We start from the raw sequence: 19,630 nt of genomic DNA, 5'->3' as shown, positions 1-19,630 counted from the left end.
TAGCCTTCGGGAAAATCTTACTTCTTTGATTATACCGTTGATCAATAGATAGTTATTTCTGCTTGTAAATTTATTTGCGAAGTAAAAAGTACTTTTGCCGGGACAATGCTACCTTTGGGAATTATGAAAACACGACGCGACGCGCAACCCATCACGATGGTCTACGATATGCCATCGTTGCTGTCACCCGGCACAACGCCAGTGAGCAGGATCTACTATGAGGACTGGAACATCAAGGTGGTAGATCGCGAAAAAACGGGCTGTGATAATTACCTGTCGCCCAACCGTCGGGACTTCTATAAGATCATGTTTATGACCAGCGGCACCGGTCTGAAAACGATGGGTAACCACAATTACTACATCGACGAACGAACCATTCTGTTTTTGCACCCCAATGAAATCGTGTGCTGGCGCAACGCTACACCGACCGTGGGCGGAGGTATTTTCTGCATGTTCAAAAAGCGGTACCTGGATCAGCACCCCTCGCTGAAGTTGATCATCGATCGATATAAATTCTTTACCGAGAAAAAGATACTGCGGCTTTCCGAAACGTCGGCCACGATGATCCATAGCCTGTTAACCCAAATGAAGGCCGAAGCGGCTGCGGGTGGCGAGTTGGCCGAAGAAGCCATGCAGGCCTATGTTCAGCTCATTCTGGTCGAAAGTCTCAAAGGTACTGATTATGCACCAGCCAGCGAGATCACCAATGACTACCGGCATGTGTATGACTTTTTTGAATTGCTGGAAAAAGAAACGAATCTGGCCAATCCAGACAACCCAATTCGGATGCGTACGGCCAAGGAATATGCTGAAAAACTGAACCTCAACCCCAATTACCTGAATGGGTTGGTGAAAAAACATACCGGTCAGCCCGTAAGCGTACTGATCAAAAATCGATTGTTGGAGGAAAGTAAAGCATTGCTGGTTCAGACCAACTGGACGTTGCAGGAAATCAGCCGAATTATTGGCTTTGCAGACCAGCCTAATTTTAGCCAGTTTTTCAAGAAGTATGTGGGTATAACCCCCAATGAATTCAGACGGTCGCCCATTTCCCCGGACTATGAAGGCGTAACCCAGCCTGAACAGGAAGCAATCTTCGTTTCCTGAAATGGATAAGTGAAACACAGGTTTTGCTGTGGGAAACTTTTTTAGATTTGAGGTAAATCATCCGTTGCCGAATGTTCCTACAGCCCCTGATTGACCACTTTGAGAGTTATATTCCCCTGAAAGAAGCTGAAAAGCAGCTCTTTGCTGGTAAAGTGACTCAACGGCAAATCAGACGCCGACAGGCTATTTTGCAGGAAGGATTCCCCTGCAAACATTACTCATTTGTCGTGAAAGGCTGTTTTCGCCTATTTGGGGTAGACGCGAAAGGTACCGAGCATAATCTTCAGTTTGCGGCCGACAATGACCTCCCGGCATCCCGGTGGATTGCTGATATTGGCAGCTTCCATGCCGGGACACCGAGTCGATTATTTATTGAGGCCATTGAACCGTCTACTGTATTGCAAATCGAACAGCAGGATTTGTATTTTCTCTACCAAAATCTGCCGAAGCTCGACCGAATTTTTAAAGTCATTGTTGAAGATAAATACGTGGAGTTGCAAAATCGGATGCTACAAACGATCAGCTCAACGGCGCAGGAACGCTACGTTGCGTTTTTGCAACAATACCCCACACTAGCCCTACGGCTGCCTAATACGCAGATTGCCTCGTACTTAGGCATTACGCCCGAATTTTTAAGCAAGATCAGGAAAGACATGGCTACCGACGGCACAATTCCGTAAACGGCAAATCCCTTATACCGGCTTGCTTAACAGATGCGGACGTTCGTTCGCTACTTTCAGAATAAGCTCGCCGAAGAGCGTGTTGGCCCAGGCAAACCATTTCCGGGTGAATTTGGTCGGGTCATCCTGATTGAATGACTCGTGCATAAAGCCCGTCCCGGCATGGGTCGTCTTGAGGAAACGCAACTGCGACAGAATCTCCTGATCGTCGGTAGAGGTGAGCGCGCGCATCGTCAAACTCATGGTCCAGATGTTGTTGACCAGCGTGTGCGGACTGCCGACGCCTTCGGCAGCTTTGCCTTTGAAAAAATAGGGGTTGTCCGAGCTGAGTACGAACCGGCGGGTGTTCCGATACACAGGGTCGCTGGCCGACAGGGCTCCCAGGTAGGGCAGCGCCAGCAGATTCGGTACGTTGGCATCGTCCTGGAGTAAATGATTCCCGTAGCCGTCTACTTCCAGCGCGTACATCTTTCCGTACTTGGGATGCGTATAAATGGCATACTGCTTCAGGGCTCGTTCTACTTCATCGGCCAGCGCCCGGCAGTCGGTAGAGAGAGCCGGGGTGGGGCGAATCTGCTCGACCATCGTTGCCAGTTGCCGCAGCGACACGACCGCAAACCAGTTTGATGGTACGTAAAACGGAAAAATCGTGGCATCATCGGAAGGGCGGAACGTGCTGTTGATCAGGCCAATGGGGCGTGTTGGGTTGCCGTAGCCATCACCCGGCACCGTATCCGTCGACCAGGCCGTGTTCCGGCTAAAGTGATAAGGACCACGACTGGATTTGCGTTGCTGCTCGCGGCAGGTTTTCAGCACCAGTTGCATAGCCTGGAGCCAGTCGGTGTCGAATGGGCTGGTGTCGCCCGTGGTTTTCCAGTAATGATACCCCAGCCGGATTGGGTAGCAAAGCGAGTCGAGTTCCCATTTCCGTTCGTGAAGCCCCGGCTTCATATCGGTAACATCTTTTTTCCATTCGCCTTCCTTGGTCGCGTCGGCGTAGAAGGCATTGGCGTAGGGGTCGCGCTGAATGCACAAACTTTGCCGTCGAATAACGCCCGCAATGAGTTGTTGCAACGGTTTATCCTGCTTGATGAGTGGCAAATAAGGCCAGACCTGCGCCGTACTGTCGCGCAGCCACATGGCGTCGATGTCGCCGGTAATGACAAACGTATCGGGTTGCCCGTTGGTGGTGCCAACCTGAACGGTGGTATCGAGCGTATTGGGGAAGCAGTTTTCGAAGAGCCAGGCCAGCTCCGGGTCTTTGATGGTTTTATGCATTCGCCCGATGGTCTGCTCAACAGCCGAGCTGGTAAAATTACGTTTGGCGGCTACCGTTCGGACAACAGGGAAAGCAACGGCGGGGGTAGCCCATACCGATTGACCAGCCAGTAGCCCTGCACTTGCCCCGGCTGACTGTTGGATAAACTGACGACGATTCATGGAAAACAGGTTAGTGAACACAACGCACGAGGGCACAAAGAAAAATTAAAAAATCCGTGTTCCACGCACCTTAGCGGCTTAATAGTGTACATGATACGGTTAAATCATCGATTCTCAGTTGTTCATGCCTGAACTTTCCATTTTGGCGACGTCCGAAAGGAAGAAAACGTAGGTAGTTTATGTATGATCAAATCTTATAGCATAGCCTAACACTCAATCTTTTTCGTTTATGATTTGGTCAACATCTATCACGTACACACTCCATTTACTGGGAGCCGCCGGGGCTTCTGTTGGGCTGTATGCCTGCCTGAATACGCAGAAAGCCAGTACGCAAACGACCGTTGTTACGACAACCCCCACGGCCGTTTCCCGATCAGCATCGGCTGGTGAGTCGACGAACGCCAGCCCTGCCCAGGCCGCACCAAAGCGCATTCTTGTTTTCTCGAAAACCAAGGGCTGGAAACATACCTCCATTCCGTTTGGCATTGCGGCTATGCAAAAGCTGGGCCGGGAGCATTTATTTCGGGTCGATACCACGAAAAACGCCGACTATTTCAACGACGACAGTTTACGGCATTACTCCGCTGTTGTGTTCATGAGTACAACCGGTAACATCCTGAACCAGAAGCAGCAGGCCGCTTTTGAGCGTTATATTCAGGCCGGTGGCGGTTATATGGGCGTTCATGCCGCAGCCGATACGGAATATGACTGGCCCTGGTACAATAAACTGGTCGGCGGGTATTTTGCCAGTCACCCAAGTCAATCCAACGTGCGCAAAGCGACCGTTGACGTAACCGATAAAAACCACCCATCCACGGCGCATTTGCCCGATCATTGGGAGCGTACGGACGAATGGTACAATTACCGGTCCCTATACACCGATCTGACGGTGGTAGCTAATCTGGACGAAAATACCTACGATGGTGGCATTAATGGAAGCAATCACCCAATTGCCTGGTACCATGAGTTCGATGGTGGGCGGGCCTATTATACGGGTGGCGGTCACGAAGATGCCAGTTTCAGCGAACCGCTGTTTGTGCAGCATTTGCTGGGGGCGCTCACCTGGGTAATGGGCAGCAACAAACCCATCGATTATAGTAAAGCCTATGCCGTGACGATGCCCGAAGAAAACCGGTTCGTGAAGACGGTTCTGGTCAATGACCTCAATGAGCCGATGGAACTTGCCGTCGCTGATGATGGCCGAGTTTTCTTTACCGAACGGAGCGGGAATCTAACCGTCTACAATGCCAAGACGAACAACTACAAAGTCATGCATAAGTTTCCGGTAACGACGAAGCAGGGTTTTGGCGTACAGGGCGTAACGGTCGATCCTAACTTCTCGACCAATCATTTTTTGTACGTCTATTATTCTCCAAATACCGATAAAGACCCCACGTATCATCTGTCGCGCTTTGTGGTCAAGGACGATAACACGCTCGATCTGACGTCGGAAAAAGTGGTGCTGAGCGTACCCGGTGAGTTTGAGGCCAGTGCCCACCACGGCGGCTCGCTGGCGTGGGATAAAGAAGGTAATCTGTTTCTGTCGACGGGTGATAATACCAACCCGTTCCCGTCCAATGGCTACTCACCGATTGATGAGCGCCCCGATCACCTAACCCTCGATGCCCAGCGTTCGGCGGCCAATACCAACGATTTGCGGGGTAAAATTCTTCGCATTCGTCCGCAGCCAGATGGCACGTACACCATTCCCGACGGGAATCTTTTCCCGAAAGGTACGGCCCAAACCCGCCCCGAGATTTACACGATGGGCTTACGCAATCCGTACCGAATCGCGGTGAATCCGAAATCGTCGGTCTTGTACTGGGGTGAAATCGGCCCTGATGCGGGCAAAGACAGTACCATTGGGCCACGGGGCTACGACGAGTTCAACCAGGCCAAAAAACCGGGTAACTATGGCTGGCCCTACTTTATCGGAAATAGCCAGCCCTATCCCGATCTTGATTTTGCCACCAATGTGGCAGGACCAAAGTTCGACCCGAAAGCACCGGTCAATACGTCGGTCAATAACACGGGTCTGAAAAACCTGCCGCCGACCAATTCGGCCATGATCTGGTATCCGTACGCGGCCTCCAAAGATTTTCCCGAACTTGGCCTGGGTGGCCGGAGCGCGATGGCCGGAGCGTTCTATACCTACGATAAAAACTCGCCATCGAAGAGCAAATTCCCGGAATACTACGATGGTGCCCTGTTCATTTTCGACTGGATGCGCAACTGGGTGCTGGCGGTACGCGTCGATAAAGACGATAATTACATTCGGAATGAGCCGTTTATGGCCGGCAGTGGCGACTTTCGGCGCCCCATCGACCTGGCTTTCAGCAAAGATGGTGTCATGTATATGCTCGAATATGGGTCCGTTTATGGGGCTGATAACGACGATGCCCGTCTGGTGAAAATTGAATACAATACGGGCAATCGGGCACCCATTGCCCGGGCCGGTGTGGTCGATTCGGTGGCGGTGGCCCAGCGCGACGCCCGCTCGTATCTCACCTCCGATCCCCGTGCTCCAGAACTGAGCGAAGCCGTTGGACAGGCTCCCTTGCGGGTTAAATTCAGCGGACGCGGTACGGATCTGGACGACGATGATCAGGTAACGTATCAATGGTTGTTCGATGGTAAAACAGTTGGATCCACCAAACCAATGGCGACCTATACGTATACACAGCCCGGCGTATACAACGCCATTCTGAAAGTAACGGACCGGATGGGGCAGGTGGGTATGGACACCGTCACCGTGAAAGTCGGGAATGCTAAACCGGAACTGGCCATTGTAACCCCCGACAACAAATCATTCTATTGGGAAAATAAACCGTTTACCTATTCGGTGAAGGTGACCGACAAAGAGGATAAGAACATTGACCCCAAACGCATCAAGGTTTATTACGAATACAGTGCTCAACCGAATGGCGGGCCTGTGGCGGCCCCGCAGCAGGGACACCAGGAGGTCGCGCAGGTTGGTGCCGGATCACTGGGAAAAACGCTGATCGCCAGCAGCGATTGTAAGGCTTGCCATACGATCGACAAGCCATCCGTCGGGCCAACATTTCTGGCCGTTGCCGGCCGTTACAAAGGCGAATCCGGCAGTGTAGAGCGACTGGCCCGCAAGATCATTGAAGGCGGTGGAGGCAACTGGAGTAAAGACCATTTGATGAGTGCTCATCCCCAGATTCCGGCGCAGGATGCGCAGGAAATGGTCAAATACATTTTCTCGCTGACGGATGCCCGCAAGCAGAAAACCGTACCTGCCCAGGGGAGCCTGGCACTGAATGAGCATAAGCCCGAGGATGCCCGTGGGCAGTATAGCCTGCTGGCAACCTACACGGATAATGGCAGTAAGGCCGTTGGGCCGCTCACGAGCACAGAGGTCGTTACGCTGCGCAATGCGAAAGTGAAGACGCTCAATGCCGATGCGTATGTGGGATTCCCCCGCTTTGGCAGCCGCCTGAATGCAGGTGGTCACAAGGCGTATGTTCTGCTAAAAGGCATCGACATGACGACGATCAAATCGCTGACGTACGACTACTCATCGCTCAATAAAGAGGGTGAGATCGAAGTGCGGCTGGACTCCTACGCTGGCCCGGTTGTGAGTCGCGCGCCTTACAAAGCAACCGGCGACTGGAAAACGACCAACCAGGTGACGGGTACGCTCGACAAGCCCTTCACGGGTAAACACGATGTGTATGTAATTGTGGTGAAACGGGATAAACCCAATGATAGCATCATTCAATTGAACAGCATTCAGTTCAATCAGTAAACGTAACCCGGACGTCCCTTAACGCTGAGTCCTGATCTTACTGACTATGTAAGATCAGGACTCAGCGTTTACTGTGGTGGCAGTTTTAAGAAACGCGCGGGCGGCTGCGCTGCCACCACCTTGAAAGGTGAACTAATCTATAAAACGAGGTGAAACAAAACTTATTGAACGATAAGCGTTTCGGGACTTGGCTGCTTGTCGGGCGTTTTGACGGCGATCAGGGTGATGATGGCGGACAGCAAGAGCGACCCGGCCATGAAAATATAAGAGGCTCCGAACCCACCCGTTGAGCCATTCAGATAGCCAACCAGATAGGCACCAGCAAAGGACCCCAATGCTCCGCAACTGTTGATGAGTGCCATCGCGCCACCCGCTACGTTCTTGGGTAGAAGGTCGGGGATGATGGCAAAGAAAGGACCGTAGGGCGCATACATGGCACCACCCGCAATAATCAGCAGCACAAACGATAACCAGAAATTGTTGGCACCAACCAGATACGACCCGTAGAAAGCAACCGCGCCCAGTAGTAAAAACGGCCACACAAAGATTTTCCTGTTCAGGGTTTTATCCGAAAAATAGGACGCACACAACATCCCGATAATGGCCAGTACGTAGGGGACAGAAGACAGCCAGCCGGTTTTGACAATGTCCATGTTCGGGGCCGCGTTGATGATGGACGGAAGCCACATCACAAACCCATACACCCCAATGCTCCACAGGGCGTATTGCAGGCTTAGCAGAATGACAATTCTCGATTTAAAGGCCGCTGCGTAATTTTTGACGGGCTTGATGCCCTGCTGCTCTTTCTGTAATTCAGCTTCCAGATCCTGCTTTTCCCGTTCGGCGAGCCAGTTGGCATCGCTGGGTTTATCGGCAACGAGCCGCCACCAGAAGAACGCCCAGATAATGGCCGGGAGTCCTTCCAGGATAAACATCCACCGCCAGCCAACCGATTTTATTAAATAACCCGACAGTACCGACATCCAGAGGATGGTAGCCGGGTTGCCCAGAATCAGAAACGTATTGGCCCGCGACCGCTCCGCTTTAGTGAACCACCGGCTCAGAAAGAGCAACATCGACGGCATCACCGCACTCTCGACAACGCCGAGCATAAAGCGAATGACAATCAGCAGGTTAACGTTGCTGATAATGCCCGTTGCCATCGCCAGGCCACCCCACAGGATCAGCGACCAGAAAATCAGTTTCTTGGCACTTCTATTTTCGGCATAGATAGCGCCGGGTACCTGAAAAAAGAAATAGCCCAGGAAGAACAGCGATCCCAACAGGGAAGACATGGATGGGGTGATTTTCAAATCTGTCGCCATGCCGCTGGCGGCTCCAAACCCAAAATTTGCCCGGTCGAGGTAAGCCAGGCTGTAGGTGATAAAGGCGATTGGTATCAGACGATACCAGCGAGTAGGGGCTAATGTCTTTTCCATTAACATATAAAGCACAGTTGCCCGCAGATATACGCAAAGGAGTGTGGTAAGTTGTAAAGTAGTAACTTACCCACTTATTCGTCTGTTAATGACAATCGGCAATTTATTTACGTCTATTCCAGACTCCCTACCCGAAGAGCTGGTTGACGAAATCGTGACGGGACCAAGCTTCAGGGTCGAGCGGATCGTTTCGAAAGGGCATGCGTCGCCCGATGGATTTTGGTACGATCAGGACCAGCATGAATGGGTGCTGCTCGCGAAGGGAGCGGCCCGGCTCCGGATAGACGGTATTGATCAGCCCGTTGAGCTGTTTCCCGGTATGCACATCAACCTGCCCGCCCACCTCAAACACCGCGTCGAGTGGACAACGGAAGCCGAAGAAACCGTCTGGCTGGCCATTTTTTATTAGGCGACACTGCCTTATTTGCCAATAACGACACCTGTCGGCGTATCCTGTATAACAACCCGTTCTATTTTGCCAACCAGGAATATGTATGAACAGGCACCCGTCAATCCCAAAGCACCGATAAACACCAAAGCGGGTTTGAAATCTCCGTCCTGAGCCAGATAACCAATTGCAATGGGCACCACAATGGAAGCCAGATTGCCCATAAAATTAAAGACGCCACCCGTTAAGCCAATCAGCTCTTTGGGTGACAGGATGGAGACGAACACCCAGGAGATCAGGGCCATGCCTGACCCAAAAAAGGCCAGTGACAGAAAGAAGATAACCAGGAACGTGTCGTTGGTGTAATTCGCCCCAATGATGCTGACCGATAAGAGAAGCCCAATGATAATGGGTGCTTTGCGGGCCATACTTACCGACTTCCCCTGCCTGACCAACCGATCGGACACAAAGCCGGATAACAGCAATCCTGCACAGGCCGATAGAAAAGGTACCGACCCCAAATAACCTGATTTGATAAAACCCAAGTGGCGGTATTCTACCAAATACGTTGGAAACCACGTCAGGAAAAACCAAAGGGTGGCATTGACGGCAAACTGCCCGATGTAAACGCCCCACAACGTTCGGCTCGAAAAGATATGTTTTACGTTGGACCATCGCCATAAATTGGCCTGTGCCTTCGTCCGGTCTTTTACTCTGAACAAACCTCCGCCTTCTTCAATATAATCCAGTTCCGCTTTATTCACCGCCGGGCTGTCCAGCGGATCGCGGTAGAAAAGATACCAGATAATACCCCATACTAAACCAACCAGTCCCGTGCCGATAAACAGCCCCTGCCAGCCCGCATAATATTGAACCATGGCCAACACCGGGCTCAGAAAAGCCAGCCCGATAAACTGCCCTGACACATACATGGCAATGGCCGAGGCCCGCTCGTTGTCAGGAAACCAACTGGTTACGACCCGGTTATTAATCGGATAAGAAGGCGCTTCGAGTGTACCCGTAGCTAACCGAAGGAAAAACAAACTGGCAATGCCTCTGACAAGCACATGGGCCACGGTAACCAATGACCAGGTAATCAGACAGAAAGCATATAAAATACGAGGACCAAAGCGGTCTGCAATTAAGCCGCCGGGAATCTGCAACGCAGCATACGCCCACCCGAAAGCCGACAAAATATAGCCTAACTCAATTTTTGATAAGTGCAGATCTTTCCCAAGCGCTGTAGCCGCAACGCCAATGTTCGTTCGGTCGAGGTAACTAATCGCTACATTGACGAATACGAGGGCTAACATCCCGTAACGCGCTCGGGTTGGCTTCTGAGTGCTTAACTGGTCCATTTGGTGAGGTTTAGGTATAGTGTTTACCGGCTTCGGTTTACGGTAGGCTACCGCATAAACTATCTATGTGGCAGCCTACCGTAAACCGAACACCGTAAACCAACTACTTATCGGGCTGTCCAGCCGCCATCTACGGTGAGCATGGAACCGACCATGAACGTGGCTGCATCGCTGGCCAGGAAGATAGCGGCTCCCTGAATCTCCCGCAACAGGCCCCATCGGCCCAGCGCCGTAGCTCCCACTACGAATTTCAGGCCCTCTTCGGTATCGGCAATAGGCAGGTTCATTTCGGTCAGGAAGGGCCCCGGGCAAATGGCATTGACCGTAATGCTGAACGGAGCCAGTTCCAGCGCCAGGGCGCGCGTCATCTGCACGACGGCTCCTTTGCTGGCGGTGTAGGGCGTCCGGTTCGACAACCCGACCAGGCCCAGCGTACTGGCCAGATTGATGATACTGCCCTGGCCTGCTTTTTTCATGACTGGCGTAACGGCCCGGCAACACAGCCAGGTTCCGGTGACGTTGACATCCATCACCTGGCTGAAATCCTCTGGTGTCAATTCGTCGATGGCCCCCCTGATGTTGATGCCTGCGCTATTGATCAGAATATCGACCTTCCCGAAAGCGTCCAGGGCTGCGTTGACCATGGCGTCGGTTTGGTCGGCTTTGGTAATGTCGGCCGCAAATGAAATGGCGTTCACGCCATAATCCGTACTCAATTCCCGGGCAGCGGCTGCCCCTTCTTCGGCGTTGCGGTTCACCAGCATGACACTGGCGCCTGCGGAGGCTAGTCCGGCGGCCATGGCTAAGCCCAGCCCTTTTGAGCCACCCGTAATGATGGCAGATTTTCCGGTAAGGTCGAATTGTTTGATACCGGGAAGGCGTTCGTTACTCATTTTTTATAGGTAAAGGTTGTATTGATGCGTTGTTTCGATGGACTCACTAAAAACACTACGTGAGCCCCAATGACTGTTTGCTGTAGTTGATACAGGCGACAATATTTTCCTCTTCGAGGGCTAGTTTGCCATCGGCGTCCAACTGGGTAACCCGGGGGAGGCCGCCGGGGTATTTGTGCTGTCTGACCGTTCGCAGCATGCGCGCCAGATCGGCGCCGGGTACGCTGCCCATCGTTTCCCAATAGGCATTGGTCAAACAAGGAATTTCCAACGGGTCGCGGGTGATCATTTCCAGGCTAAAGGTGCCTGCGGGGTTATGCTGTTTGCAGAGGTCGACCATCTTTTTCAGGTTCAGGATACCTTTCCCCATAGGCACTTCCGACAGCAAAAAACCATCTGGATATTCCTCGACGGCCATGTCTTTGACGTGCGTGCTGAATACATAGGGCGACAACGTCTGAACGACCTCCATCGGATCTTCGAGAAGGGCCATGCTGTTTCCAAAATCGAGCGTCACACCAATCCATTCGCTGTTGACCTGTTTCAATAGATTGACCAGGTCCGGCGCTCGCCAGTCTTTGTGATTTTCGACGCCCAGTTTGACCTTATACTTTCGTAGAACGGGTTCGGCTAGCTGCAACGATGCCAGAGCGGTTTTTTTCAATTCCTCGAAGGCTTCGGGCGAGTGGTAGGTTTCGTAGCGTCGGCCAGAGGAGCAAACGGTTCGTAAAACATGGGCGCCGGCTTCCCGCGCGTTGACAACGTCCTGCTCAAATTTGGGAACGTCGTCAGCTTTTTTGGGCAAGCCGATCGAGCCTTCCAGATAAAGGCCATATTTTTCGCGCTCGTCCCGCACTTTTTTGGCAAAATCCGTTGACCAGCCGTTTACGATCACCTGCACTCCTCCCGCGCCCAGCTGATGGCAATGATCCAGTAACTGAATGGCATTGGTGAACGCCGGATACTTCTTGCTGTCTGTTTTCGAATTCCATCGACTCCAGTACGAATGCACCACAATGCCCATTCGCGTGTCTTTCGCAAACGATGGTAGCTTCGGAAGTGACAGGGCCGCTGCACCGAGTGACGCTTTTTGTATAAAATCTCGTCTTTTCATGACTATGAGATGAGGAGGTTATCCGGTTATTTTCCGCTGGTGGCCTTGCCTTCAGAGATGTAGTTGTTCAATTCTTTAGCGGTCCAGGGAACTACCCGACCCTGCGAGGTAACGCGGGTCATGCCCACTGTGCGCTTCCCGATAGGACCGGCGTTATTGCCCCACTCATTTCGGATGTACATCAGGATGGCCGTAATCGCGCCGTCGTCCATGGTCGAGTGGGCGGGCATAACAGGGAGAATATCGGGAGCATCATACACTCGTTTGGCTACCTCTATCGGGCCTTCCATACCGTGCAGGATGATGAGCGACAGGCGTTTTTCGTCACCCAGCACCCAGTCAGAACCGATGAGGGGTGGCGCAAACCGTTTTAGTCCGGCGCCGTCGGTACCATGACAACCTGAGCAGGTGCTGAGGTAATGCTGGCGTCCTGATGCAAATAATTTTTGTTCTTCGTCATTCAGGAGGCTCTTTTTAGGCAGGTTAGCCCGGCTGGCAATATGGCCCGGCCATTCGAACATAGCGCCCAGTGTAGCCAGACGGGCGGGGTCGATCTTACCCGTCGACTGCGTCATGATTTTGGGCGCTGCTGCCAGCTTGATCGGTTTCAGTTTGCTGTTGCTTCCCTGAATCGATAAGCCCGTGAGGATCGCTTTTTCCTGCCAGGTTAAGGCTTCCTTCGGTGTATTGAGCATGGCCAGCAGGGCAGTCAGTTCGGTTGGGTTCCGTTTGCGAATGACAGACGTTGTCACCATTTCCAGGAAAATTTCTTTCGCGGGTTGCGTCGCCTGCCAGGCGGGTGATTTTGTCAGGCTCTGCAAAAAGGCAAACTCCCGATCCTGAAGGCTGCTGAGGGCGGCATCCCGAATCAGGGCCGATTCCCCATATCGGTCTACGATGCCCGCCAGCAAGGGCTGCGCAGCACGCTGATCGAGTACGCCCGCTGTAAACGCCATTTGGAGCACTTGCTCAATCGGAGCTTTCTCCCATTCGTTCAGCAATCTCTCACCTAGCTGGGCACGCACGGTTTTATCCGTTTTGGCAACCGGTTCGAGTAACCGCAGCGCCGTTGTTCTGACGAGGGTGTTGTTATCAGACAGGAGGCCAAAAAGAAGTGTTGGGCTGCTCATTTGTAACCCATCCAGCGTCCATAAGGCGTGGAAACGTCCCAGTTGATCTGTGCCTTTCTGCGCTAGATCCGTCAATGGCTGCCGGGTGCTTTTGTCCTTCCGCTCAATCAACAGCCGTTGTGCCATGTCCCGGTGCCAGCCATCGGGATTCGATAGTTCGGCAACCAGTTCGGCTGACGATGCTTCAGCTAGTTTTTTTTGCGTCGATGCCTGCCAGTTCTCGGGAACGATTCGCCAAATACGGCCATAGTTTATGGGTTTTACCAAACCTCGGGCAATTGTCTGTTCTTTCAAATAAGGCGTTACATAGGCGCTGTGCTGAATAAGACCTCTGTACATATCGGCCACATACAGCGCCCCATCGGGGCCCGTCGTCATGTGAACGGGGCGAAACCGTTCGTCGGTCGATGCCAGAAACTCCTTGCCGGGGTGCGGGTCGTGGGCGGAAATGAGCAGTTCTTTATTCTCAGATATGTTTCGCTTGATCAGATTTCCGGCCGGTTCGCACACGAACACATTGCCATAAAAAGGCTTCGGTAAAGCCATGCCCCGGTAAACGAGGGGCGAGCAGGCCGCCGTAAATTCCCGCAAATGCCCTTCTTTATCCAGAGTGCCTGGTATATAACCCCGATTGACAGCCGGATTGGGCCGGATCGGGTAAACCCGCCGATCGATGGTCAGGCCATAGTCGATTCCTGTCGTGGGGGTATGGTGTTTGTTGCGGGACAGGTAATTGGGTGGCACCAGATCGGCGTGTAATTGTGACCAGTTGTAATTGTAATACAACCGCCCCTGATCGTCGTGGCTAATGCCCCATTGCCCACGGGCTTCTGTACTGTCGCGCTGCCACGTTCCGTTGACTTCTTTATACCGGAAGCGGGATTTGGCATTATAGAGCCAGTTGTCCATGCCGCGCCAGAGGCCATTGCCTGAATGCTCGGGAAGACCACTGCCTGCATAGTCTTTGTCGATGAGGGTTTTTGAATCGGCCTTGCCGTCGCCGTTCAAATCTTTGGTCATCCATAAAGAGCCGTTTTCAGCCACCAGCGCACCACCCGGAACCAGCGCCAGAGCGCGAGGCATCACCAGGCTGTCGAGGTAGACTTTACTAACGTCCATCTGGCCATCGCCGTTCGTGTCTTCCAGCACGGAGATCCGCCCGACGGGTTTATTTTCCCCTTCGCCGTCGACGGTTGGCATGAACCCCCGCATCTCCACAACCCAGAGTCGGCCAGCTTCATCGAAGGTAATGACGACGGGGTCCTGAACCATGGGTTCAGCGGCAACCAACTGCATTTTCAGGCCGGGTTCGAGCTGAAACGTCGCTAATTCTTCGGCGGGCGTTCGGGCGGGAGATGGGCCTTCGTCCAGCAAACTACCCAATTTACCTTTAAAGCTTACCAGACAAAAAAGAGCAGCACCCAGCAAACATATGTAATAGGCGGACTTAACCATAGAATACAAGTGGCTTATAACGTTCAGTGTAACTCGTTGGGGTTTAAACGATCACCAGGTATGAAAAGCTTATTAAGTGTAACAAATACTACAACTATTTCTATAAATTTCACAACTGACTCCCCAAACCGTCAAAATAACATACAGGGTAGTATATATGCCCTCATTTCTGGTTTAAAAACTATATTGTTACATCCGCGAAACACGCTCATTGCATGTCAAATCGATTTACAGATCAGGTAGCCATTATTACAGGCGGTGCCGAAGGCATCGGGAAAGGAATTGCCCGGCGAATTGCTTCGGAAGGAGCCACGGTTGCGTTGTTCGATATTAATAGCGCGCTACTCGACCGCACCGTGGCCGAGTTTGGTAGCCACGGGTATAAGGCAACCGGATACGTTGTCGATATTTCGGACGAAGCATCGGTAGAGAAAGCCGTCGAGCAAGTAGCGCAAACGCACCAGCGACTCGACATTATGGTCAACTCAGCGGGCATTGTTGGGCCAACCAGTACAAAAATTACGGATTATTCAGTCGATGAATACGACCGCATTTATGCGATCAATTTACGGGGTGCTTTCCTGATGACAAAGTATGCCATTAAGGTGATGGAGAAGGCCAATTACGGCCGTATACTCCACATGGCGTCGATTGCCGGTAAGGAAGGGAATCCGTTTATGGCGGGCTATTCATCCATGAAAGCGGGCGTGATTGGCCTAGTAAAAGGCGTAGGGAAAGAATATGCCGAGACGGGAATTACCATCAATGGGCTGGCCCCGGCGGTGATCAAAACGGCCTTGAACGAGCATACCGCACCCGAACAACTGGCGTATATGACGGCAAAAATACCCATGAAGCGACTCGGAACCGTGGAAGAAGTGGCGGCCCTTGCCGCCTGGATTTTATCGGAAGAAGCAAGCTTTAATACGGGTTTTATTTTCGATTTGTCGGGTGGGCGGGCTACCTATTGAATATGCCTAGAGTGGTGATAGCATTACGCTGTGTTTGTTTCCATGTAAACCCTATACCCGGTAGAATAATGTTTAGCCTTGAGGTTGATCAAGTAAACCATTACCAGCAGGGCCTTTTAAACGCTGTACCAGCCAGTATTATATGAATTGGTACAGTACCCATTATCCCCTTTCTATGAAAAACGCCTGTAGAGATAGCCGCAACGTAAATGGCTTATTAGTTGATTTAAAGTCGATTGTATTCGCAATCGTGTTTGTGTCAACGGTCACTGCTTCAGTAGCCCGACCCGTAAAGCCGTCAAAGGCCGTTGTTCGGCGGGCCGACGTGATCGTTTATGGCGGTACGTCGGCGGCTGTGATGGCTGCGGTTCAGGTAAAAAAGATGGGCAAATCGGTCATTGTCGTCTCGCCGGATACGCACCTGGGTGGTCTATCGTCGGGTGGATTAGGATTCACCGACACCGGCAATAAAGAAGTTATCGGGGGATTGGCCCGTGAGTTTTATCAACGGTTGTATCAGCATTATCAAAAGAAAGAATCCTGGGCCTGGCAGAAACCGGAGGAATACGGCAATAAGGGGCAGGGAACACCCGCCATCGATGGGACCAGCCGGACTATGTGGATTTTTGAGCCCCATGCCGCCGAGCAGGTTTTTGAGGATTTCGTTGCCCAGTACAAGCTGACAATTTATCGCGATGAGTGGCTCGACCGATCACCTAAAGGGTTGACAAAGCAGGCCGGTCAGATCCGTTCGTTTCGTACCCTAAGCGGCACGGTTTACGAAGGGAAGCAATTTATCGATGCTACCTACGAAGGCGACCTCATGGCCGCTGCGGGGGTGAAGTATCATGTGGGCCGCGAAGCCAACAGCGTATATGGCGAAACCTGGAACGGTGTACAGGCGGGTGTATTTCAACACGGTCATTATTTCAAAGCCAACGTTAGTCCGTATAAGGTGCCGGGAGATCCGGCCAGCGGGTTGCTTCCCGAAATCTCGTCCGATACGCCAGCCGCAAATGGAACGGGCGATACGAAAATACAAACCTATTGCTTCAGGATGTGCCTCAGCAATCACCCCGACAACCGGGTGCCGTTTCCAAAACCGGAAGGGTATAACGCTGACCGCTATGAACTACTGGCCCGTGTTTTTGCCACCGGCTGGCGCGAAACTTTCGACAAATACGACCCTATTCCCAATCGGAAAACCGACACCAACAACCACGGCCCATTCAGTACGGACTACATTGGCAAAAATTACGATTACCCGGAGGCTACGTACGAACGCCGAAAGGCGATCATTAAAGACCATGAGCTCTATCAGAAGGGGCTCATGTATTTCCTGGCCAACGATTCACGCGTTCCGGCCGACGTGCACCAGCAGATGCAGCCGTGGGGACTGGCCAAAGATGAGTTTACGGATAATGGTAACTGGCCGCATCAACTCTACATTCGGGAAGCCCGGCGGATGCTTGGCGTGTTTGTTATGAAAGAGGCTGATGCGCTGGGCAAGACCACCGTGCCGCAACCAATCGGTATGGGTTCCTACGCGCTCGATGCCCACAATGCCCAGCGGTATGTAAAAGAGGATGGGTTTGTGCAGAACGAAGGCGATATTGGCGTTCATCCCGACAAGCCCTATTCGATTGCGTATGGATCTATTTTGCCAAAAGAAACAGAATGTGCCAATTTGCTGGTTCCGGTTTGTGTGTCCAGCTCGCATATTGCCTATGGGTCCATCCGGATGGAACCCGTGTTTATGATTCTGGGGCAGTCGGCCGCAACGGCAGCTGTTCTGAGTATCGACAATAAAGTCAGTCCGCAACGCTTGCCCTACGAAACGTTGAGCAAGGTTTTATTGCATGATAAACAACGATTAACCTTAACACCAGCCAATTGATCTGGCCATTCAGTACAACGGATGGGGCTGCCCGTGCCATGGAAATTTGTTGTACACAGGGCTTACGCAACACCGGGTTAGAACCCGGCGAAGTTTACTCGTCTGATTATTTTTGCGCCGGGTTCTAACCCGGTGTTGCGTAAGCCCTAATACAGAAGTACCACCCCGCCTTTTGCGCCCAAACGCATGAATCGACGTAATTTTCTTGACCGTTTATCCATTGGCACCGGAGCCGCGTTAACGGTTCCACTCCTGCCGTTTTCGGCCACGACCGAAACCCATATTCATCGTCCGTTTGCCCGAACCGGACAAGCCGAGCGAGCCGCCGATCTGGTCATTGCCGGAGGTGGCCTGGGCGGATGTGCTGCCGCCCTGGCCGCTTTGCGGAATCATAAACGGGTTATCTTGACGGAAGAAACGGATTGGATAGGTGGACAGATGACCCAGCAGGGCGTTCCACCCGATGAACACCAATGGATTGAAACCCACGGGGCCACCCGGCTTTACCGCGATGTACGCACGGCCATTCGGGCGTATTACAAACAGAATTACCCGTTGACGGAAGCCGCTAAAGCCAGTCAATTTTTGAATCCGGGCGACGGCGCCGTGTCGAGGTTATGCCATGAGCCAAAAGTAGCCCTGGCGGTGCTGGAGCAGATGATGGCCCCCTACCTGAGTTCGGGTCAGCTGACATTGTTTCTCGAACACAAAATAAGTGGGGCCGATGTTCAGGGGGATACGGTCCGTGCCCTGAAAGCCGTGAGCCAACGCAGTGGCACCGAGGTGGTCCTGTCGGCTCCGTATTTTGTCGACGCGACCGAACTGGGCGACCTGCTTCCGCTGACCGGAACGGAGTTCGTTACCGGTGCTGAATCCCGATCCGAAACACGCGAGCTACACGCGCCTGAAAAAGCGGACCCCAACAACTGTCAGGCGTTTACGGTCTGCTTTGCCATGGATTATGTGGCGGGTGGCAATCACGTCATCGATAAGCCCAAAGACTATGGCTTCTGGCGATCGTATTCACCGGCGATAACGCCCGCCTGGTCGGGTAAGCTGCTCGATCTGACGTATTCGAACCCGAAAACGCTGGAACCAAAACAACTGGGTTTTCATCCCGAAGGCATTGCTACGGGCGATAAGCTAAATCTGTGGAACTACCGCCGGGTAATCAGCAAGGCTAACTTTAAGCCGGGGACTTATGCTGGTGATATTTCGGGGGTAAACTGGCCCCAAAACGACTACAGCGCTGGCAACCTGATTGGGGCAACCGATAAAGAATTCAAAAAACACGTTGATCGGGCCAAGCAGTTAAGCTTATCGCTTCTTTACTGGCTACAAACGGAGGTCCCACGCCCCGATGGCGGACAGGGCTGGCCGGGCATACGGTTTCGCCCCGACATCATGGGTACCGAAGATGGGCTTGCCAAATATCCGTATGTGCGTGAGTCAAGGCGCATCAAATCTGTTTTTACCATACTGGAAGAACATGTCGGAGCGGAAAATCGCGCGTTGATCACGGGTAAAAAAGACGGGAACGTAGCGGCTGAGTTTGCTGATAGCGTGGGCGTTGGATATTACCACATTGATTTACACCCCAGCACCGGTGGGAATAACTACATCGACTTCGGGTCGTTGCCATTCCAGATACCGCTGGGGGCGTTGCTGCCGAAACGCATGAAAAACCTGCTTCCTGCCAACAAGAATATCGGGACAACGCACATTACCAACGGGTGCTACCGGCTGCATCCCGTCGAGTGGAGCATTGGTGAAGCCGTGGGTATGCTGGTGGCGTATTCGCTCGATAATCGGGCTACTCCACACGCGGTTCGGGAGAAAGAACACTTGCTTGATGGTTTCCAGAAACTGATTCGGTCGCAGGGTGTAGAAACGCACTGGCCCAGGGCCTGAGTAGCTGTGCCAAACGGCTGGAAACTGTTCAAGATAAAGGCTTCACGGATTTGGTTGACGCTGTTAGCTACTTTT

13 protein-coding genes are annotated in these 19,630 nt (G+C 52.4%); 7 read left to right on the top strand and 6 right to left on the bottom strand.

The window, feature by feature from the left end:
• Positions 1 to 123: 123 nt before the first annotated feature.
• Positions 124 to 1,107, top strand: a complete 984-nt coding sequence (locus ACYVAM_RS10415) for a helix-turn-helix domain-containing protein (protein ID WP_461066601.1) — start codon at positions 124 to 126, stop codon at positions 1,105 to 1,107.
• A 71-nt stretch (positions 1,108 to 1,178) separates the two neighbouring features.
• Entirely contained in the window at positions 1,179 to 1,787 is a 609-nt protein-coding gene (locus tag ACYVAM_RS10410) for a Crp/Fnr family transcriptional regulator (RefSeq protein WP_461066599.1), read from the top strand.
• Between the two features lie 12 nt (positions 1,788 to 1,799).
• On the opposite strand, the gene ACYVAM_RS10405 is transcribed toward ACYVAM_RS10410, so the two are convergent.
• Complete coding sequence (locus ACYVAM_RS10405) at positions 1,800 to 3,227, bottom strand: glycoside hydrolase family 125 protein (RefSeq protein WP_461066597.1); 1,428 nt, start codon at positions 3,225 to 3,227, stop codon at positions 1,800 to 1,802.
• A gap of 229 nt (positions 3,228 to 3,456) precedes the next feature.
• Between ACYVAM_RS10405 and ACYVAM_RS10400 the strand changes: the two genes are divergently transcribed.
• Complete coding sequence (locus ACYVAM_RS10400; protein WP_461066595.1) at positions 3,457 to 6,999, top strand: ThuA domain-containing protein; 3,543 nt, start codon at positions 3,457 to 3,459, stop codon at positions 6,997 to 6,999.
• A 161-nt stretch (positions 7,000 to 7,160) separates the two neighbouring features.
• Here ACYVAM_RS10400 and ACYVAM_RS10395 read toward each other — a convergent pair whose 3' ends face one another.
• Positions 7,161 to 8,438: an MFS transporter gene (locus ACYVAM_RS10395; protein ID WP_461066593.1), complete on the bottom strand. Its 1,278-nt coding sequence runs from the start codon at positions 8,436 to 8,438 to the stop codon at positions 7,161 to 7,163.
• Positions 8,439 to 8,526: 88 nt separating this feature from the next.
• Here ACYVAM_RS10395 and ACYVAM_RS10390 point away from each other — a divergent pair, with 88 nt between their 5' ends.
• Complete coding sequence (locus tag ACYVAM_RS10390) at positions 8,527 to 8,847, top strand: cupin domain-containing protein (protein WP_461066591.1); 321 nt, start codon at positions 8,527 to 8,529, stop codon at positions 8,845 to 8,847.
• An 11-nt stretch (positions 8,848 to 8,858) separates the two neighbouring features.
• Here ACYVAM_RS10390 and ACYVAM_RS10385 read toward each other — a convergent pair whose 3' ends face one another.
• The 4 genes from ACYVAM_RS10385 to ACYVAM_RS10370 form a co-directional block, all read right to left on the bottom strand.
• Positions 8,859 to 10,184 carry an MFS transporter gene (locus tag ACYVAM_RS10385; protein ID WP_461066589.1) on the bottom strand — a complete coding sequence of 442 codons (1,326 nt, stop codon included), beginning with the start codon at positions 10,182 to 10,184 and terminating at the stop codon, positions 8,859 to 8,861.
• 107 nt (positions 10,185 to 10,291) lie between these two features.
• On the bottom strand, positions 10,292 to 11,077 hold the full coding sequence (locus ACYVAM_RS10380) for an SDR family NAD(P)-dependent oxidoreductase (RefSeq protein WP_461066588.1): 786 nt from the start codon (positions 11,075 to 11,077) through the stop codon (positions 10,292 to 10,294).
• A 55-nt stretch (positions 11,078 to 11,132) separates the two neighbouring features.
• Positions 11,133 to 12,191, bottom strand: coding sequence for a sugar phosphate isomerase/epimerase family protein (locus ACYVAM_RS10375; protein WP_461066586.1), 1,059 nt, complete (start codon positions 12,189 to 12,191; stop codon positions 11,133 to 11,135).
• A gap of 26 nt (positions 12,192 to 12,217) precedes the next feature.
• Complete coding sequence (locus ACYVAM_RS10370; RefSeq protein ID WP_461066584.1) at positions 12,218 to 14,776, bottom strand: DUF7133 domain-containing protein; 2,559 nt, start codon at positions 14,774 to 14,776, stop codon at positions 12,218 to 12,220.
• A 215-nt stretch (positions 14,777 to 14,991) separates the two neighbouring features.
• Here ACYVAM_RS10370 and ACYVAM_RS10365 point away from each other — a divergent pair, with 215 nt between their 5' ends.
• From ACYVAM_RS10365 to ACYVAM_RS10355, 3 genes are all read left to right on the top strand, one after another.
• Positions 14,992 to 15,747, top strand: a complete 756-nt coding sequence (locus tag ACYVAM_RS10365; RefSeq protein WP_461066582.1) for an SDR family NAD(P)-dependent oxidoreductase — start codon at positions 14,992 to 14,994, stop codon at positions 15,745 to 15,747.
• 175 nt (positions 15,748 to 15,922) lie between these two features.
• On the top strand, positions 15,923 to 17,644 hold the full coding sequence (locus ACYVAM_RS10360) for an FAD-dependent oxidoreductase (RefSeq protein WP_461066580.1): 1,722 nt from the start codon (positions 15,923 to 15,925) through the stop codon (positions 17,642 to 17,644).
• 186 nt (positions 17,645 to 17,830) lie between these two features.
• The gene (locus tag ACYVAM_RS10355) at positions 17,831 to 19,555 is read left to right on the top strand and encodes an FAD-dependent oxidoreductase (RefSeq protein ID WP_461066578.1); all 1,725 of its coding nucleotides are present in this window, start codon (positions 17,831 to 17,833) and stop codon (positions 19,553 to 19,555) included.
• The last annotated feature ends 75 nt before the right edge of the window (positions 19,556 to 19,630 follow it).

This window comes from Spirosoma horti, from assembly GCF_054776595.1.
The sequence above is the reverse complement of the archived record's forward strand: the minus strand, read 5'-3'. Positions and strand labels throughout refer to the sequence as shown.

What these genes read in the sequence shown, in the direction of transcription:
- ACYVAM_RS10415 (WP_461066601.1), top strand. Translation starts at nt 124, where the DNA reads ATGAAAACACGACGCGACGCGCAACCCATCACGATGGTCTACGATATG.
- ACYVAM_RS10410 (WP_461066599.1), top strand. Translation starts at nt 1,179, where the DNA reads ATGTTCCTACAGCCCCTGATTGACCACTTTGAGAGTTATATTCCCCTG.
- ACYVAM_RS10405 (WP_461066597.1), bottom strand. Translation starts at nt 3,227, where the DNA reads ATGAATCGTCGTCAGTTTATCCAACAGTCAGCCGGGGCAAGTGCAGGG.
- ACYVAM_RS10400 (WP_461066595.1), top strand. Translation starts at nt 3,457, where the DNA reads ATGATTTGGTCAACATCTATCACGTACACACTCCATTTACTGGGAGCC.
- ACYVAM_RS10395 (WP_461066593.1), bottom strand. Translation starts at nt 8,438, where the DNA reads ATGGAAAAGACATTAGCCCCTACTCGCTGGTATCGTCTGATACCAATC.
- ACYVAM_RS10390 (WP_461066591.1), top strand. Translation starts at nt 8,527, where the DNA reads ATGACAATCGGCAATTTATTTACGTCTATTCCAGACTCCCTACCCGAA.
- ACYVAM_RS10385 (WP_461066589.1), bottom strand. Translation starts at nt 10,184, where the DNA reads ATGGACCAGTTAAGCACTCAGAAGCCAACCCGAGCGCGTTACGGGATG.
- ACYVAM_RS10380 (WP_461066588.1), bottom strand. Translation starts at nt 11,077, where the DNA reads ATGAGTAACGAACGCCTTCCCGGTATCAAACAATTCGACCTTACCGGA.
- ACYVAM_RS10375 (WP_461066586.1), bottom strand. Translation starts at nt 12,191, where the DNA reads ATGAAAAGACGAGATTTTATACAAAAAGCGTCACTCGGTGCAGCGGCC.
- ACYVAM_RS10370 (WP_461066584.1), bottom strand. Translation starts at nt 14,776, where the DNA reads ATGGTTAAGTCCGCCTATTACATATGTTTGCTGGGTGCTGCTCTTTTT.
- ACYVAM_RS10365 (WP_461066582.1), top strand. Translation starts at nt 14,992, where the DNA reads ATGTCAAATCGATTTACAGATCAGGTAGCCATTATTACAGGCGGTGCC.
- ACYVAM_RS10360 (WP_461066580.1), top strand. Translation starts at nt 15,923, where the DNA reads ATGAAAAACGCCTGTAGAGATAGCCGCAACGTAAATGGCTTATTAGTT.
- ACYVAM_RS10355 (WP_461066578.1), top strand. Translation starts at nt 17,831, where the DNA reads ATGAATCGACGTAATTTTCTTGACCGTTTATCCATTGGCACCGGAGCC.